This window comes from Bacteroides sp. MSK.18.37, from assembly GCF_019129155.2.
In the GTDB taxonomy this organism is placed as follows: domain Bacteria; phylum Bacteroidota; class Bacteroidia; order Bacteroidales; family Bacteroidaceae; genus Bacteroides; species Bacteroides ovatus.
The window spans coordinates 4434883-4452426 of record NZ_JAHOIB020000001.1; the positions used below are offsets into that span (position 1 = coordinate 4434883).

Genomic DNA, 17544 nt, shown 5'->3' on the forward strand with positions numbered 1-17544 from the left:
TGAATCGTGAGGAAAAAGAGGGCGGAAATAGTTTTTTGATTACTTTTGCACATGAAACGTAATGAAATGATGGAAAATCGTATGAACTTTCAAACATCTGTAGAATTACCTGCCGGGATGCCGTCGGTCAGTCATGCAGATCATATTCTTCTGATGGGGTCCTGTTTTGCGGAAAATATCGGGCGACAATTAATGGATGCCGGATTTCAACTGGACCTGAATCCTTTTGGTATTCTTTATAATCCTTTGTCCGTCTCATCTGCTTTGAGGGAGATTATAAGAAATAAGGAATACAACAAACAAGATCTGTTTGCCTACAAAGATTTATGGCATAGCCCGATGCATCATGGCTCTTTTTCTGCTTTTACGCCCGAAGAGACATTGCATGCCATAAATTCACGTCTTCACCACGCTTATAAAAAACTGCCGGAATTGAACTGGCTGATGGTGACAATGGGAACTGCTTACGTTTATAAACAAAAGGAGAGTGGACAAGTGGTAGCTAATTGCCATCAATTGCCGGAGAGTCACTTTTTGCGTTACCGGCTGTCTGTAGAAGAAATTGTAGAAGATTATACAGCACTCATCACCGAAATGTCAGCCCGGAATCCGGATCTGAAATGGTTGTTTACAGTCAGCCCGATCCGTCATATACGCGACGGGATGCACGCCAACCAGTTAAGCAAATCGACTCTGCTGCTCGCCATCGACCGATTGCAACAACTGTTTCCGGAACGAGTGTTCTATTTCCCCTCTTATGAAATCATATTGGATGAATTACGTGATTATCGCTTCTATGCCGATGACATGTTGCATCCGTCTCCTCTGGCGATTCGTTACCTGTGGGAACGCTTCTCCGAAACCTTCTTTTCTCCTGAAACAAAGCAGGTTATCGTAGCTGTGCAAGACATCCGCCGGGACTTGGCGCACAAACCCTTTCATCCCGAATCAGAGGCGTATCAACGCTTTTTAGGACAAATAGTGTTAAAAATAGAACGACTTATCGGAAAATACCCGTACTTAGATTTTCAAAAAGAAACAGAACTATGTCATATGCGATTGAATCCATAGCCAAAAGTATCGGTGCCCGCCGTGTGGGCAAACATAAAGCGACTATTGATTGGCTGCTAACAGACAGCCGCTCTTTGAGTTTTCCGGAAGAAACTCTTTTTTTTGCTTTAACTACCAAACGAAACAGCGGAGCCCGTTATATCCCCGATTTATATGACCGGGGCGTACGTAATTTTGTAATTACGGAAGAAGACTTTAAAGAAGTTGAGAATGGAGAGTTGAGAGTTGAGAGTTCTATGCAGCATGATGGTGCGCAGCCCACTCTCAATTCTCAACTCTCAACTCTCAACTTCCTCATCGTTCCCAATCCTCTGAAAGCTTTGCAGAAGCTTGCTGAAACACATCGTGATAAATTTAAAATCCCTGTGATTGGTATCACCGGCAGTAATGGAAAAACCATTGTGAAGGAGTGGTTGCATCAGTTACTTAGCCCGGATCGTTGCATCGTTCGTTCTCCACGCAGTTATAATTCGCAGATCGGAGTCCCACTTTCTGTGTGGCAACTTTCTGAAGAAGCCGAACTGGGTATTTTCGAAGCCGGCATTTCCGAGATGGGGGAGATGGGAGCTTTGAAACGAATGATTAAGCCTACCATTGGTATTCTGACCAATATCGGTGGTGCCCATCAGGAAAACTTCTTCTCCTTGCAGGAGAAATGCATGGAAAAGCTGACGCTTTTCAAAGACTGTGATGTCGTGATTTACAACGGTGATAACGAGTTAATCAGTAATTGTGTCGCAAAATCAATGCTGACGGCGCGTGAGATTGCCTGGAGCCGTACCGACATTGAACGCCCGTTGTATATTAGCCGTGTGACCAAGAAAGAAGATCATACCGTTATATCTTATCGTTATCTGGAGATGGATAATACTTTCTGTATTCCTTTCATCGATGACGCTTCCATTGAAAATGCACTGAATTGTCTGGCAGCTTGTCTTTACCTGATGACACCTGCCGACCAGATAACCGAGCGGATGGCCCGTCTCGAACCGATTGCCATGCGTCTGGAGGTGAAAGAAGGGAAGAATAACTGTGTACTGATTAATGATAGCTACAATTCAGACCTGGCATCATTGGATATTGCTCTCGATTTCCTTGTACGCCGCTCGGAAAAGAAAGGCTTGAAACGGACGCTTATCCTGTCGGATATACTGGAAACCGGACAAAGTACCGCTACGCTTTATCGGCGTGTAGCACAATTGGTACAGAGCAAAGGGATTAATAAACTGATTGGAGTAGGGCAGGAGATATCTTCTTGTTCCGCCCGTTTTAATGATGATCTCGAACGCTATTTCTTTCCTAACACAGAAGCACTCCTTGCATCCAATATACTCAAATCGCTTCATTCGGAAGTGATTTTGGTGAAAGGTTCCCGCGTGTTCAACTTTGATTTGGTATCCGAAGCCCTCGAATTGAAGGTGCATGAAACCATTCTTGAAGTAAATCTCGGGGCGATGGTAGCCAACTTGAACCATTACCGTTCTATGCTTCGCCATCCGGAAACAAAGATGATCTGTATGGTGAAAGCATCAGCTTACGGAGCCGGTTCGTATGAAATTGCCAAGAGTTTGCAGGAACACCATGTCGATTATCTGGCTGTAGCCGTTGCTGACGAAGGTTCCGAACTCCGCAAGGCAGGCATTACCGCCTCTATTATCATTATGGACCCGGAACTTACCGCATTCAAAACCATGTTTGATTATAAACTGGAACCGGAAGTCTATAATTTCCATCTGCTCGACGCACTTATCAAAGCTGCGGAGAAAGAAGGAATCACCAACTTCCCCATTCATGTGAAACTTGATACAGGTATGCACCGTTTGGGCTTTGCGGTAGAGGATATTCCATTGCTTATCCGTCGACTGAAGAATCAGAGCGCGGTGATTCCCCGTTCGGTATTCTCTCATTTTGTAGGAAGTGATTCGTCACAGTTCGACGCTTTCACCCGCGGACAGATTGAATTGTTCGAGAAAGGTTCGCAAGAATTGCAGGCCGCCTTCTCTCATAAGATTCTCCGTCATATCTGTAATACGGCAGGAATCGAACGTTTCCCCGAAGCACAGTACGATATGGTGCGCTTGGGAATCGGACTTTATGGAGTCAGCCCGATAGACAATTCGATAATACATAATGTAAGTACGCTCAAGACTACCATCCTTCAGATCCGGGATGTTCCTCAAGAAGATACGGTAGGATATAGCCGGATGGGGCATTTGGTACGCCCTTCACGCATTGCAGCTATTCCTATCGGTTATGCGGATGGACTGAACCGCCACTTGGGACGCGGCAACGCCTATTGCCTGGTGAACGGAAAGAAAGCTCCTTATGTAGGGAATATCTGTATGGACGTTTGCATGATCGATGTGACGGATATTGATTGTCGGGAAGGCGATCAGGCTATCATCTTCGGTGATGATCTGCCGATTACGGTGTTGTCCGATAAGCTGGAAACGATTCCTTATGAAGTGTTGACAAGTATATCGACACGGGTGAAACGGGTATATTATCAGGATTAATTCACCACAGATTACACGGATTCACACAGATTGAAGAGAATATATAGTAGCAATAAATCGAAAGATAAGCTATAAATCTGTGTGAATCCGTGTAATCTGTGGTGAAAATGATTATATTTGCAGCAACTATTAAAAACCTCTTATATCAAATAAACTTATGACAAACTTATTATTGTTAGGCTTTTTGCCCAGTGGTTCCGAATGGATTATTATCGCTTTGGTTATCCTTCTTCTTTTTGGTGGAAAGAAAATTCCTGAATTGATGCGCGGATTAGGCAAAGGCGTAAAGAGCTTCAAAGACGGTGTAAACGAAGCGAAAGATGAAATAAACAAGGCTAAAGACGAGTTGGACAAACCTGTAGATCCTTCTAAGAACTAAAAGAGCACAACATACGGATGGCAGAAATGACCTTTTGGGATCATTTGGACGAACTGCGTAAGGTACTTTTTCGGGTAGTTGGAGTTTGGTTTGTATTGGCAATAGGCTATTTTATTGCTATGCCCTACCTCTTCGACCATGTAATACTTGCGCCTTGCCACAATGATTTCATATTCTACGATTTATTACGGCATATCGGTAAAACATTTGATTTGACCGATGACTTCTTCACGCAACAATTTTATGTGAAGCTGGTCAATATCAACTTGGCTGCTCCTTTCTTTATTCACATGTCGACAGCATTTTGGATGTCGGTGGTGACGGCTATGCCTTATATCTTTTTTGAAATATGGCGTTTCATCAATCCCGCCCTTTATCCGAATGAGAGAAAGGGCGTGCGTAAAGCATTGACTATCGGAACACTGATGTTCTTCATCGGTGTACTGTTGGGCTACTTTATGGTTTATCCGTTGACTCTCCGTTTCCTTTCTACTTATCAGTTGAGTTCGGAAGTGGAGAATATCCTGTCGCTCAATTCTTATATCGACAATTTTATGATGCTGATTCTCTGCATGGGATTGGCTTTTGAACTTCCATTGGTTACATGGTTGCTTTCTTTAATGGGAGTGGTCAACAAGTCCTTCCTGCGGAAATACCGCCGTCATGCGGTTGTCGTCATAGTGATAGCTGCTGCTATTATTACTCCGACGGGCGACCCGTTCACCTTGAGTGTTGTCGCTATTCCGCTTTATCTGTTGTACGAGATGAGTATTTTGATGATAAAGGACAAGAAGAAAACAGAAGAGGAAGTTGAAGATGAAGCTGGAGATGAAGTTGCCCTGTCCGAAGAGTGAAGCGATAGAATCTTATGAAATCCTTTTAGCAGTTTGCCGGGCGGAAGATGCTTATCTTGCCGTAGGATATAAGCAAATGCGCGACTTGCTGGAGCGTATTTGTCGCGCGCAAATGCAAAACGAAAGTTTACAGATGACCGACCTTTCCGCACGAATCAGTTTCGTGGCGGCTAAGGTCGGTCTTTCTGTTGCAGAGCAGAACCGGCTGCATACTTTCCGGCTCACTTCGAATGCTATCTTGAACCGCCAGCAGGAGCCCAACCGGGAACAACTCTTGCGCGATGCGAAAACGTTAGCTTTCTTTATTCGTAAACTCCTGGAAGAGGATATTCCCATGGAACTATACCGGCTACTTCCGCGTGCGGATGCTACCTACCTGGTTGCGTCTCCTGCCCGCGAACGAGTGCAGCGAATGCGTGTCTGCTTCCAGTATGCTGACGAGCAATATTTGTATGTGACTCCCTTGGACGAAGTCTCGGAGAAACCATATTTAGTTCGTTATAATATCCCTCAAATAAATGAAGAGTTTGCAGAAACGTGCAAATTGCTTTGGCGTCATGCCCAGGTCAATTTATTGGATGTTGCAGTGGATGAGACAGGAATCCTGACTCCTTCTTTCATTGTACTCGAACCGGATTATTTACTTGACATCAGTTCTTTGGCAGAGTGTTTCCGTGATTACGGGCATCATCCGGCCAATTATTTTCTTTCCCGTCTTCAACCGATCGAAAATGCCCGGCCTCTGTTACTGGGAAATATAGCCAATCTTTTTCTGGACGAATGGATTCATGCGAAGAGTGAAGACATAGATTATCGTACCTGTATGCAGAAAGCCTTCCGGCGTTATCCTATTGAGCTGGCTGCCTGTTCCGATTTGCGCGACAAAGAGAAAGAACGCCAATTCTTTGAGGACTGCAAACTGCACTTCGATCATATTCGTGAAACGGTTAATGATACCTTTCATGCAGCCGGTTATGAACTGGACAAGACAGATGCCGTGCTTGAACCGTCTTATATCTGTGAAGCACTCGGACTTCAGGGACGTCTCGACTATATGCAGCGGGATATGTCTTCTTTCATAGAAATGAAATCCGGCAAGGCGGATGAATACGCTATCCGGGGCAAGGTAGAGCCGAAGGAGAATAATAAAGTACAGATGTTACTTTATCAAGCAGTCTTGCAATATTCAATGGGAATGGATCACCGGAAAGTGAAAGCCTATTTGCTTTATACCCGTTATCCGCTCCTTTATCCCTCCCGTCCTTCGTGGGCGATGGTACGTCGGGTGATTGATTTGCGTAACCGCATTGTGGCCGATGAATATGGCGTCCAATTACGCAATAGTCTGGAATATACGGCACAAAAACTGGAAGAAATCAATGCCTCCACCTTGAATGAACGAGGATTGAAAGGACGTTTTTGGGAAACATACCTGCGTCCCTCTATTGATAACTTTCAATCGAAACTGAAAGCTCTTTCTCCACTGGAAAAGAATTACTTCTATGCGGTGTATAACTTTATTACAAAGGAACTTTATACCTCAAAATCCGGTGATGTGGATTATGAAGGACGTACCGGGGCAGCTTCTTTATGGCTTTCTACATTAGCGGAGAAATGCGAGGCCGGAGAAATCATTTATGATTTGAAAATAAAGGAGAATCATGCGGCCGATGAACATAAAGCCGGACTTACTTTTTCTTTCTTTAAAAAGGAAAAGGCTGGGGAAACTTTGTTGAATGAGGCTACCATAAATGACATTACTGGAGATAAAGCTATTGGAAATGACATTACCGGAGATAAAGCTATTGGAAATGATATTCTTGGAAATGGAGCCTCTGCAAGTAAGACTGTCAGAAGTGAAGCTCTTGAAACAGAGACTTCTCTACCTAATTTCCGTCAAGGCGATGCCATTATCCTTTATGAACGTAACCGCGATACAGATAACGTTACCAATAAAATGGTTTTCAAGGGTAATATTGAATACCTGACAGAAAACGAAATAGGTATTCGCTTACGTGCTACCCAGCAGAATCCATCCGTACTTCCTGCCGAAAGCCTTTATGCGATAGAACATGATACAATGGATACAACATTCCGCTCGATGTATCAGGGGTTATATATTTATCTTTCTGCAAGGAAGGAACGCCGTGACTTGTTGCTGTCACAGCGTCCTCCTCGGTTTGATGAATCATTGGATCCTATGATTTCCCGTTCGGAAGACGATTTTACGCGAATCGCCTTGAAAGCAAAAGCCGCACAGGATTATTTCCTTCTTATCGGGCCTCCGGGAACAGGCAAAACTTCATGTGCCCTGAAGAAAATGGTAGAGACTTTTCATGCAGATAAAGATGCGCAGATTCTTTTGCTTTCATACACCAACCGGGCTGTCGATGAGATATGCAAGTCGCTGGCTTCCATTGCTCCGGCTGTTGATTTTATACGTGTGGGAAGTGAATTATCATGTGATGAAGCCTACCGCGGGCATCTGATTGAAAATGAATTATCCTCTTGTAACCGTCGTTCGGAAGTGTACGAACGCATCCGGAATTGTCGGATTATTGTGGGAACGGTAGCGGCTATTTCCGGCAAACCGGAACTGTTTCGTTTGAAGCATTTTGATGTAGCCATTATTGATGAGGCTACCCAAATATTGGAACCGCAGTTGTTGGGTATCCTCTGTGCACGTGGAGAAGACGGAAAAGATGCAATAGATAAGTTTGTCTTGATCGGAGATCATAAACAACTGCCTGCTGTGGTACAGCAAAATACGGAGCAATCGGCCATTTATGATGAATCTTTACTGTCTATCGGGTTGACCAATTTGAAAGATTCCTTGTTTGAACGCCTCTACCGGAACTGTACTGCAACGGTTCATCGCTCCTACGATATGCTGTGCCGTCAAGGGCGAATGCATCCGGAAGTTGCTTTGTTTGCTAATCGTGCCTTTTATGGAGGGCGTCTGATCCCTGTCGGCCTACCTCACCAAATAGAATCATCCGATACCATTTGTCGTTTGGCTTTTTATCCCTCTGTGCCGGAGAAGGCCGGAACATCTGCAAAGATCAACTATTCAGAAGCACGTATTGTTGCCGACTTAGCTGCTCGCATTTATGAAGATCATCGGACAGATTTTGACGAATCCCGTACTTTAGGGATCATTACCCCTTACCGGAGTCAGATAGCATTGATAAAAAAAGAAATAGAATCATTAGGTATTCCAGCTCTGAACCGAATTCTAGTTGACACAGTAGAACGGTTCCAGGGAAGCGAGCGTGATGTAATAATCTATTCCTTCTGTGTCAACTACCCTTACCAACTAAAATTTCTATCCAATCTGACGGAAGAAGAGGGTGTTTTGATCGACCGGAAACTGAATGTTGCCTTGACCCGTGCAAGAAAACAGATGTTCATTACAGGAGTTCCCGAACTACTCGAACGCAATCCACTCTATAAAAGTTTATTAAAATTAATAGAAAGCTTCTGAAAAATTGCATCATTTTGCAGATGTTAGTTTTTATTCTCTCTTTATGCAATTCATTAACACCTCTATGTTGAACAAACGTCTATATTTGCAACACGTTTTTTTCATAGAGATTTAGATTTAAGGTTAGAAGAATTGTGGAAGTCGTGAGACTTCCCTTTTTTTCATCTTAACGTTTACTATACTTCATTATAGGAATGCAAAAACACTGTTTCTAGTGTTTCGGTTAAAAATTTTGCAGGAGGATGATGCAGGATAAGTAAACCTAAAAAGCCTTCTTCGTGAGAAGAGGCTTTTTTATTTTTTCATTTTTCATTTTTTTGAATAATTGGCTAAAACAAAAGAGTAACTCGGCGACGAGTTACTCTTTTGTTTTTAATGATTCTATCTGTTCGAATAGATTTACTCTAATACGATAGGTTTGTATTTCGGAACTAATGCCTTCATGATAACCCAACCCAACAGATAAGCTACTGCACATACGCAGAAGATAACGAAATATCCGGCTGGTTTGCCTTCGAATCCCATGAATGTCATGGCTGGGTGTACGAATTGTGCTCCTTGTTCGAGTAATTCTTTTGTCATTTCCACCTCTTTGCCGTCGATCATCGTTGTTCCGGAAGCATATACGAACAAGTTACCTGCCACTTTCTGAAGAATCATAGAGCCTACGCCTCCTGCCATACCACCTATACCGGTGATACTTGCAATAGCTGTTCTTGGGAACATATCGCCTACGGTAGAGAATATATTGGCCGACCAGGATTGATGAGCAGCTCCACCAATACCGATTAAGATAACCGGGAACCATGGAGAAACAGTACCTAACGGTTGTGCTAACAGTACAACCAGCGGGAAGAAGGCGAAGATTAGCATCGCTTTCATACGGGCTGCATACGGATTCATACCTGTTCTGTTGATGAAGATAGTAGGTAGTTTACCACCATAGATAGATAACATAGTCACTGCATAAAGCGTAAAGATCAACGCCATACCCAGCGGGTCGGAGGTTTTGATACCGAATTGTGTATTCAGATAAGACGGAGTCCAGAAAAGGAAGAACCACCATACGCCGTCAGTCATGAACTTACCGAAGACAAAGGCCCATGTTTGTTTGTAGCTGAAACATTGCCAGAACTTCATTCTCTTTTCATCTTTCTCGTCTGTCATTGGAGCACTGCCTGCTTCGCGATTATCTTGCTCGATGTAGTCAAGCTCTGCCTGATTGACATGTTTGCTTTTCGACGGGGCATCATACATAAACACCCAGAATCCCATCCAGATAAAGCCAAGTCCACCAATTACGATAAATGCCATTTCCCAACCGAACATTTTTGCCAGAATAGGAATGGTAAGAGGAGCGATCAATGCTCCGATAGATGCACCGGCATTAAAGATAGAAGTAGCATAAGCACGGTCTTTTTTAGGGAAGTACTCTGCAGTTACTTTAATAGCAGCAGGGAAGTTACCGGCTTCTCCTAAAGCGAGAATACAGCGGGCGGCGAGGAAGCAGTACATACTGACCGTAGCAATAGTCACTACCACATCTCCTGTGGCACCGGCCAGTTCTGCTGCACTATGAAGTCCAACTTGTGCTTCTGTGACAATACCACAAACGGCATGAAGACAAGCACCTGCCGACCAGACACCGATAGCCCATAAAAATCCTTTTTTAGTTCCCATCCAGTCGACAAAACGACCGGCAAACAGCATACATATAGCGTATACAATGGAGAAAACAGAAGTAATAGTACCGTAGTGAGATTCGTCCCAGTGGAATTCCGGTTTGATAAATTCATCCCACGTCAATGAGAGAACCTGACGGTCGAGATAGTTAACTGTAGTAGCAAAAAATAGCATAGCACAGATGGTCCATCTGTAGTTTGTCATCTTTTCGCCTGTTTTTTGAAATGCATTCATGATAATGGATTTAAATAGATTTTGTTTCGTTGACAAAGGTCGGTATTTCGACTGAATTTTATTTGTAAAAATTGGTCAAAATCATGTATTATTCGTTGCATTATATATGCTATTTGTTTCAAAGGATATAAAAATGTCTCATAGCATTATCATTTGCAACGTTGGGGGTAATACAGAAAGAAGATAAACGAGTTTGTGAATCAAGAGCAAATGAGTCTAATCTTTTAGACGCAGATGACGCGGATAATGCGGATTCTTATTTTTTGATCCGTGCTATCCGCGTTATCTGCGTCTGAAAAATTATATGTCATACAGGAATACGCAACGGTTAGCGCATTTCTGTATATTTGATCTTGTCCATGTCTCCGTAGTCGAGGTTTTCACCTGCCATACCCCAGATAAACATATAGTTGCTTGTTCCGGCAGCAGCGTGGATAGACCATTCCGGTGACATGATAGCTTGTTCGTTCTGCATCCATACGACGCGTTCTTCTTGAGGTTCGCCCATGAAGTGGCAGATAGCATTTCCTGCCGGTACATTGAAGTAGAAGTATGCTTCTACACGACGAGAGTGAGTGTGTGCCGGCATGGTGTTCCATACGCTACCCGGTTTTAGTTCTGTCAATCCCATTTGCAATTGGCAAGGACCTTCCTCAAGTACGTTGTTAACAATCAACTGGTTGATAACGCGGTCGTTGCTTTCTTCCAGCTTTCCGGCAGCGAATGAGTTTGCTTTCAGAGAACCTTTACGTCCGTCGATAGTAATCAATTGAGTCTTGTATTCCTTGTGGGCAGTAGCCGAGTTGATGTAGAATTTGGCAGGATTGCTGGAATCTTTGCTCTTGAAAGTCACTTTCTGCTTGCCTCTACCTACGTACAGAGCATCTTTGAATTTCAACGTATATTCTTTACCGTCTACGGTTACGATACCTTCGCCACCAATGTTGATGACACCCAGTTCGCGGCGTTCGAGGAAGAATTTAGATTTCAGCGGGTCGATTGTTTCAAGTACCAATTCTTTTGTTGCAGGTACTGCGCCACCGAAGATCAGACGATCGTACATAGAATAAGTAACGTTGATTTCGTTCGGAACCATTACTTTTTCCATCAGGAAGCTACTGCGCAAGCGGTTAGTATCATACGTTTTCACGTCTTGCGGGCTGCAAGCCACTTGCATCTTGTAATTCACCTGGGCGGAGGCAGACATTGCTGCGATACCCAACATCATTGCAATTGCTAATTTTTTCATCTTTCGAGTTTTTTATTGAGTTATATATTATATACCACTTATTATTATCAGTTAAAGGCTTTTCGACTTATTCCTTATTACTGTTCAATGCGTTCTTTGCGTCGTTTCTAGTCATGCGGATACGGTTGTAGATAGCCATTCCGAGTGCCAGTGCCACGAGGATGGCAGGGCCGATAATCTTCAGACTGTAAGTCAGGTGGAAGATACCCCAGCAGAAGAGACTGGAAGCAAAGTCAAGCGCGCCGCCTTCAAAACCGGCGGGGATGTTTACTGTCGGGTCGCCTGTTGCTTCGTATACATCTTTAGCAGCCAGTGTAAAGAAGCCTGCCAGTCCTGTTACGAAATACAGACCTACAATCAATGCCACCAGACCGATAATAAATGATTTCACTACGTTACCTTTTGTAATAGGCAGAATCATCGGGAACAGGTAGAACATACCTGCCAGAGAAGCCAACGGTAAGAAACGGTTGCCCGGAAGGATAACAGCCAGGAAGATAGTGACAGGGATCAACAGCAGAGATACCACCAGGGTAGTCGGGTGACCGATAACCAGTGCAGGGCTCATACCGATGCTCAATCCGGTGTTATTCTTATATTTCTTAGCGATCAGTTCGCGGGTAGCGTCAGAGATCGGTTTCAAACCTTCGATAAAAAGGCTGGTGATACGTGGAATCAATTCCATCACCGCACCCATCTTGATACCCAGTCCTAAAATGCCCGGAATATTATCCAATACTTCTTTCCAGCTGGCACAACCCAATGCGCCGATACCGCAACCGATTACAATACCCAAGAACAACGGTTCACCCATCAATCCGAATTTCTTTTTCATACCTTCAGAATCGATATTCAGTTTGTCGAATCCCGGAATTTTATCCAATAGTTTATTGATTACAATAGCAAACGGAACGAAACTTTGGCAGAACGGTTGAGGAATAGAGATACCGTCCATTTTATCATAGAACTTCTGGAAAGCAGGAGCAGTCATATCAGCCATTACCAATGTAATGATGTAACAGATGATGGCAGCGAAGAATCCCCAATAGATATTGTCGGAAGCAAAGTAGACGATAGCACCGATAAATGCGAAGTGCCAATAGTTCCAAAGGTCGATATTGACGGTACGGGTTGTTTTGGTAAGCAACATTAATAAGTTAACTCCCAAGCAAACAGGGATAATGAAAGCACCGACTGAAGTGTTGTAAGCTACCGCCGCAGCAGAAGGCCAACCCATGTCGAAAATTCCCAATTCCAATCCGTAGATTTCAACCATTTTACTTAATGCCGGACCCAGACTGCTGGTGAGCAATGCCGTCACTACTGATAAACCAACGAAACCGACACCAACCAACAAACCGCTCTTCAGCGCTTTGGGAAGTTTAATACCGATACATACTCCTAAAATCGTGAAAATGATTGGCATCATTACTGCCGCTCCAAGACCGATAATGTACTTAAATACTTCTTCCATTCTGTTCTATTTTTTCTCTGTTTTAATGATAAATTACCTGTGTTTCCCCAGAGGGTATTAGTTGTAAACCGTGCCAAAAGTAAGACCTTTTTTGCTTTCTTCCAAAACGAAACTCTTAATTTATGAGATATTGCATCAAAAATGGACATTTTTGACGTTTGCGTGCACAAAATTAGTCGTTTCCGTGCACGAAAAACAAAAAATGCACCTACTTGACTAAAAAATCCCACTCGGTTTGGAGGAAAAACACTACTTTCGTAGCGTGAAAAAAGACTATGTTGAATCCTTAAAATAACAAACCATGAGACGAACTCCTTTTTATAATTTTTTTATAGTGGCTTTATTGGTTACAATGACCGCTTCCGTATCGGCACAACAGGTAGACAGCAAGCTTCCCTGGTCTGTACGACTGACTGAATCGGAAATGATCCGTTACCCCGAATCCTGGCAGCTCGACTTTCAGCCGAAACTGAAGTGGGATTATTGCCACGGACTTGAACTGGGAGCCATGCTCGATGTGTACGACGCTTATGGCGACAAGAAAATTCGCGATTACGCCATCGCGTATGCGGATACAATGGTGCACGAGGACGGAAGCATTACCGCTTATAAATTAACCGATTACAGTCTTGACCGTATCAACTCCGGAAAAATCCTTTTCCGTATCTATGAGCAGACCAAGAATCCTAAATATAAGAAAGCACTCGACCTGCTTTATAGCCAGTTTGAAGGACAACCGCGTAATGAGGACGGTGGTTTTTGGCATAAAAAGATTTATCCCCACCAAATGTGGCTGGACGGAATTTACATGGGAGCTCCTTTCTACGCGGAATATGCATTCCGTAATAATCTTCCGCAGGACTATGCAGATGTAATCAACCAGTTTGTCACTTGTGCCCGTCATACGTACGATCCTAAAAATGGTCTTTATCGTCATGCGTGCGATGTAAGCCGCACTCAACGTTGGGCGGACCCGGTGACCGGACAGTCGAAACATACATGGGGACGTGCAATGGGATGGTATGCGATGGCATTGGTGGATGTGCTCGAATTTATTCCGCAGCATGAAGCCGGAAGAGATTCCCTGCTTGATATATTGAATAATGTAGCTGTGCAGGTGAAGAAACTTCAGGACCCGAAGACCGGAGGATGGTATCAGGTGATGGATCGGAGTGGTGATAAGGGTAATTACGTAGAATCTTCTTGTTCCGCTATGTTCATTTATTCGCTCTTTAAGGCGGTTCGTTTGGGATATATTGATAAGTCTTATCTGGATGTGGCATTGAAAGGCTACAAAGGATTCCTGGATAATTTTATCGAAGTAGACAAGAACGGATTGGTAACCATCACCAAGGCTTGTGCAGTGGCAGGATTGGGAGGAAAGGTATATCGTTCCGGCGATTATGACTATTATATTAATGAAACTATCCGCAATAACGATCCTAAAGCCGTAGGACCTTTTATTATGGCTAGCTTGGAATACGAACGTTTACAAAAGTAATTTCCGACAATGAAAAGGACTATTTTTAAAGGAATGATGTGTTTGCTTCTACTGGGTGTGGGAGCAACATCTGTTTATGCACAACAACAGCAACGCAAAGACACATTAGTCGTGGCACGCGACGGGACAGGGGAGTATCGTAACATTCAGGAAGCCGTGGAAGCTGTCCGTGCTTTTATGGATTATACGGTGACGATCTATATCAAGAACGGTATATACAAAGAAAAGCTGGTCATTCCTTCCTGGGTAAAGAATGTGCAATTAGTGGGCGAAAGTGCAGAAAAAACGATTATCACTTATGATGACCATGCCAATATCAATAAGATGGGTACTTTCCGCACCTATACGGTAAAAGTGGAGGGAAATGACATCACTTTCAAAGACCTGACGATTGAAAATAATGCGGCTCCACTGGGGCAAGCGGTAGCTCTTCACACCGAAGGTGACAGACTGATGTTTGTCAACTGTCGTTTCTTGGGAAATCAGGATACTATTTATACAGGAACAGAAGGAGCGCGTCTCTTATTCACGAATTGCTATATCGAGGGAACTACCGATTTTATTTTTGGTCCTTCCACCGCTCTATTCGAATATTGCGAACTGCATAGTAAACGTGATTCGTATATCACTGCCGCTTCCACTCCTCAAAGTGAAGAATTCGGTTATGTATTTAAAAACTGTAAGCTGACAGCCGCTCCGGGAGTGAAAAAAGTATATTTGGGTCGTCCGTGGCGTCCTTATGCGGCAACGGTCTTTATCAATTGTGAGTTTGGTAATCATATCCGTCCCGAAGGATGGCACAATTGGAGGAATCCGGAGAACGAAAAGACAGCCCGTTATGCCGAATTCGGAAATACGGGTGCGGGCGCAGATACTTCCGGGCGTGTGGCATGGGCTAAACAGTTGACAAATAAGGAGGCAATGAAGTATACTCCGCAAAATATCTTTAAGGAAAGCAGTAATTGGTATCCTTATAAATAAAAATACGTAGGTTTTCCGACTGTTTATGCAGCTTGAAATTTTTGTTTCCGGGCTTGGGCATTTGCTTTCCTGGCTTGAAATTCCCGTTCCAAGGCAGGAAACTGCAGTTTCCCTATGTGGGAACTGTCGTATCTCTACGTGGAAACTAGCGTTTCTTACCGGGGAAACTGTAGTTCCTATACGTGGAAACTGAATTTGTCTGCGTGCAAAACAGGATTATATAAGGTGTTGCAGATAAACATCTGCAACGGTATCTGCAACAGTATCTGCAACGCTGCAATCGGTTGATTGCAAGTAAGATACAAGCAAAACGTTGCAGGTGGCAGATAAAAACAAAAAATAAAACTCGTAAGAGGGGATGAAGAATATGAAAACACTTAGGGTTAAAATGGTAGGGCTACTTGCAACGGCTCTTATTCTTTTTTCTGCATTTCGTGCAGATAAACCGGTCATCACTATCTTTATGATAGGCGATTCGACGATGGCTAACAAGAAAATGGATGGAGGAAACCCCGAACGTGGTTGGGGAATGGTGCTTCCCGGATTCTTCTCCGAAGATATACGGATAGACAACCATGCTGCCAACGGTCGAAGTTCCAAGAGTTTTATCAGTGAAGGACGTTGGGAAAAAGTAATTTCTAAAGTGAAAAAAGGAGATTACGTTTTTATTCAGTTCGGTCATAATGATGAGAAAGCAGACTCTACCCGTCACACCGATCCGGGCAGTACTTTTGATGAAATTCTTCGCCGGTATGTGAATGAGACCCGTGCCAAAGGTGGAATACCGGTATTGTTCAACTCTATCGTCCGTCGGAACTTTGTGCAGCCGAAGGATGATGCCATCGCAAAAGATGTCCGCCGTACACCGGGGGAAAAGGAACAACCGAAAGAAGGAACTGTTTTATTCGATACGCATGGCGCCTATCTGGATGCTCCCCGCAATGTGGCAAAAGAACTGGGAGTGACTTTCATCGACATGAACAAGATTACTCATGACCTGGTGCAGGGACTTGGACCTGTAGAATCAAAGAAACTATTCATGTTTGTCGAACCCAATCAGGTGCCGGCTTTCCCGAAAGGTCGTGAAGACAATACTCATTTAAACGTATACGGAGCACGAACAATTGCCGGACTGGCAGTGGATGCCATCGGCAAGGAAATTCCGGAACTGGCGAAATATATCCGTCAATTCGATTATGTAGTGGCCCAAGACGGTAGCGGTGATTTCTTTACCGTGCAGGAAGCTATCAATGCTGTTCCCGATTTTCGCAAAGACGTTCGTACCACTATCCTGATTCGTAAAGGAACTTATAAAGAGAAGCTCATCATCCCTGAATCCAAGATTAATATCTCTTTGATTGGAGAAGACGGTGCGATACTGACTTATGACGGTTTTGCAAACAAGAAAAATGTATTCGGCGAGAACATGGGAACTTCCGGTTCGTCCAGCTGTTACATCTATGCCCCCGATTTTTATGCGGAGAATATCACATTCGAGAACTCATCAGGTCCCGTAGGACAAGCAGTTGTCTGTTTCGTATCTGCCGATCGTGTCTATTTTAAGAACTGTCGTTTCCTCGGCTTCCAAGATACCCTCTATACATACAGCAAGCAAAGCCGCCAATATTATGAAGACTGCTACATCGAAGGAACGGTTGATTTTATCTTCGGCTGGTCTACGGCTGTTTTCAACCGTTGTCACATTCATAGCAAACGGGATGGTTATGTCACCGCTCCCTCTACAGATAAAGGAAAAAAATATGGCTATGTATTCTATGATTGCAAACTGACTGCGGAACCGGAAGCTACAAAAGTATATCTGTCTCGTCCCTGGCGTCCGTATGCGCAAGCTGTATTTATCCGTTGCGAACTGGGTAAGCACATTCTCCCTGTCGGCTGGAATAACTGGGGCAAGAAAGAGAACGAAAAGACAGTCTTCTATGCCGAATATGAGAGCCGGGGCGAAGGAGCCAATCCGAAAGCGCGTGCCGCTTTCTCCCAACAACTGAAAAACCTACAAGGATACGAGATTACGACTGTACTGGCAGGCGAAGATGGATGGAATCCGGTAGCGGACGGAAACAAACTGATAACAGTGAAACGTTGACTTGACGAATA

The 17544-nt window shown here is 43.8% G+C and carries 11 protein-coding genes; 8 read left to right on the forward strand and 3 right to left on the reverse strand.

Going from position 1 to position 17544, the window contains the following annotated elements; translation table 11 throughout:
- Positions 1–51: 51 nt before the first annotated feature.
- The 5 genes from KSX81_RS17045 to KSX81_RS17065 all read left to right on the forward strand — a co-directional run bounded on the left by KSX81_RS17045 (position 52) and on the right by KSX81_RS17065 (position 8304).
- Positions 52–1071 carry a GSCFA domain-containing protein gene (locus KSX81_RS17045; protein ID WP_004301494.1) on the forward strand — a complete coding sequence of 340 codons (1020 nt, stop codon included), beginning with the start codon at positions 52–54 and terminating at the stop codon, positions 1069–1071.
- Positions 1047–3587 carry a bifunctional UDP-N-acetylmuramoyl-tripeptide:D-alanyl-D-alanine ligase/alanine racemase gene (locus tag KSX81_RS17050; protein WP_015532379.1) on the forward strand — a complete coding sequence of 847 codons (2541 nt, stop codon included), beginning with the start codon at positions 1047–1049 and terminating at the stop codon, positions 3585–3587. Before KSX81_RS17045 ends, KSX81_RS17050 begins: the two co-directional genes overlap by 25 nt.
- Before the next feature lie 157 nt (positions 3588–3744).
- Positions 3745–3966 (forward strand): twin-arginine translocase TatA/TatE family subunit, encoded by a 222-nt coding sequence (gene tatA, locus KSX81_RS17055; RefSeq protein ID WP_004301497.1) that lies wholly within the window; start codon positions 3745–3747, stop codon positions 3964–3966.
- A gap of 17 nt (positions 3967–3983) precedes the next feature.
- The gene (gene tatC, locus KSX81_RS17060; RefSeq protein ID WP_004301498.1) at positions 3984–4820 is read left to right on the forward strand and encodes a twin-arginine translocase subunit TatC; all 837 of its coding nucleotides are present in this window, start codon (positions 3984–3986) and stop codon (positions 4818–4820) included.
- Positions 4783–8304, forward strand: a complete 3522-nt coding sequence (locus KSX81_RS17065; protein ID WP_004301499.1) for an AAA domain-containing protein — start codon at positions 4783–4785, stop codon at positions 8302–8304. The genes tatC and KSX81_RS17065 overlap by 38 nt, the downstream gene beginning before the upstream one ends.
- 399 nt (positions 8305–8703) lie before the next feature.
- Here the strand turns inward: KSX81_RS17065 and KSX81_RS17070 are convergent, their stop codons facing one another.
- From KSX81_RS17070 to KSX81_RS17080, 3 genes are all read right to left on the reverse strand, one after another.
- Positions 8704–10221: an MFS transporter gene (locus KSX81_RS17070; RefSeq protein ID WP_004301500.1), complete on the reverse strand. Its 1518-nt coding sequence runs from the start codon at positions 10219–10221 to the stop codon at positions 8704–8706.
- A 328-nt stretch (positions 10222–10549) separates the two neighbouring features.
- Complete coding sequence (kduI, locus tag KSX81_RS17075; RefSeq protein WP_004301501.1) at positions 10550–11470, reverse strand: 5-dehydro-4-deoxy-D-glucuronate isomerase; 921 nt, start codon at positions 11468–11470, stop codon at positions 10550–10552.
- 67 nt (positions 11471–11537) lie between these two features.
- Positions 11538–12944, reverse strand: coding sequence for a PTS galactitol transporter subunit IIC (locus KSX81_RS17080; protein ID WP_004301502.1), 1407 nt, complete (start codon positions 12942–12944; stop codon positions 11538–11540).
- A gap of 301 nt (positions 12945–13245) precedes the next feature.
- Here KSX81_RS17080 and KSX81_RS17085 point away from each other — a divergent pair, with 301 nt between their 5' ends.
- From KSX81_RS17085 to KSX81_RS17095, 3 genes are all read left to right on the forward strand, one after another.
- On the forward strand, positions 13246–14445 hold the full coding sequence (locus KSX81_RS17085; protein ID WP_004320969.1) for a glycoside hydrolase family 88 protein: 1200 nt from the start codon (positions 13246–13248) through the stop codon (positions 14443–14445).
- Positions 14446–14454: 9 nt separating this feature from the next.
- Positions 14455–15426 carry a pectinesterase family protein gene (locus KSX81_RS17090; RefSeq protein ID WP_004301505.1) on the forward strand — a complete coding sequence of 324 codons (972 nt, stop codon included), beginning with the start codon at positions 14455–14457 and terminating at the stop codon, positions 15424–15426.
- Positions 15427–15784: 358 nt separating this feature from the next.
- Positions 15785–17533: a pectinesterase family protein gene (locus KSX81_RS17095; RefSeq protein ID WP_171035768.1), complete on the forward strand. Its 1749-nt coding sequence runs from the start codon at positions 15785–15787 to the stop codon at positions 17531–17533.
- Positions 17534–17544 lie beyond the last annotated feature (11 nt).

What these genes read in the sequence shown, in the direction of transcription:
- tatA (WP_004301497.1), top strand. Translation starts at nt 3,745, where the DNA reads ATGACAAACTTATTATTGTTAGGCTTTTTGCCCAGTGGTTCCGAATGG.
- KSX81_RS17070 (WP_004301500.1), bottom strand. Translation starts at nt 10,221, where the DNA reads ATGAATGCATTTCAAAAAACAGGCGAAAAGATGACAAACTACAGATGG.
- KSX81_RS17045 (WP_004301494.1), top strand. Translation starts at nt 52, where the DNA reads ATGAAACGTAATGAAATGATGGAAAATCGTATGAACTTTCAAACATCT.
- tatC (WP_004301498.1), top strand. Translation starts at nt 3,984, where the DNA reads ATGGCAGAAATGACCTTTTGGGATCATTTGGACGAACTGCGTAAGGTA.
- KSX81_RS17095 (WP_171035768.1), top strand. Translation starts at nt 15,785, where the DNA reads ATGAAGAATATGAAAACACTTAGGGTTAAAATGGTAGGGCTACTTGCA.
- KSX81_RS17065 (WP_004301499.1), top strand. Translation starts at nt 4,783, where the DNA reads ATGAAGCTGGAGATGAAGTTGCCCTGTCCGAAGAGTGAAGCGATAGAA.
- kduI (WP_004301501.1), bottom strand. Translation starts at nt 11,470, where the DNA reads ATGAAAAAATTAGCAATTGCAATGATGTTGGGTATCGCAGCAATGTCT.
- KSX81_RS17050 (WP_015532379.1), top strand. Translation starts at nt 1,047, where the DNA reads ATGTCATATGCGATTGAATCCATAGCCAAAAGTATCGGTGCCCGCCGT.
- KSX81_RS17080 (WP_004301502.1), bottom strand. Translation starts at nt 12,944, where the DNA reads ATGGAAGAAGTATTTAAGTACATTATCGGTCTTGGAGCGGCAGTAATG.
- KSX81_RS17090 (WP_004301505.1), top strand. Translation starts at nt 14,455, where the DNA reads ATGAAAAGGACTATTTTTAAAGGAATGATGTGTTTGCTTCTACTGGGT.
- KSX81_RS17085 (WP_004320969.1), top strand. Translation starts at nt 13,246, where the DNA reads ATGAGACGAACTCCTTTTTATAATTTTTTTATAGTGGCTTTATTGGTT.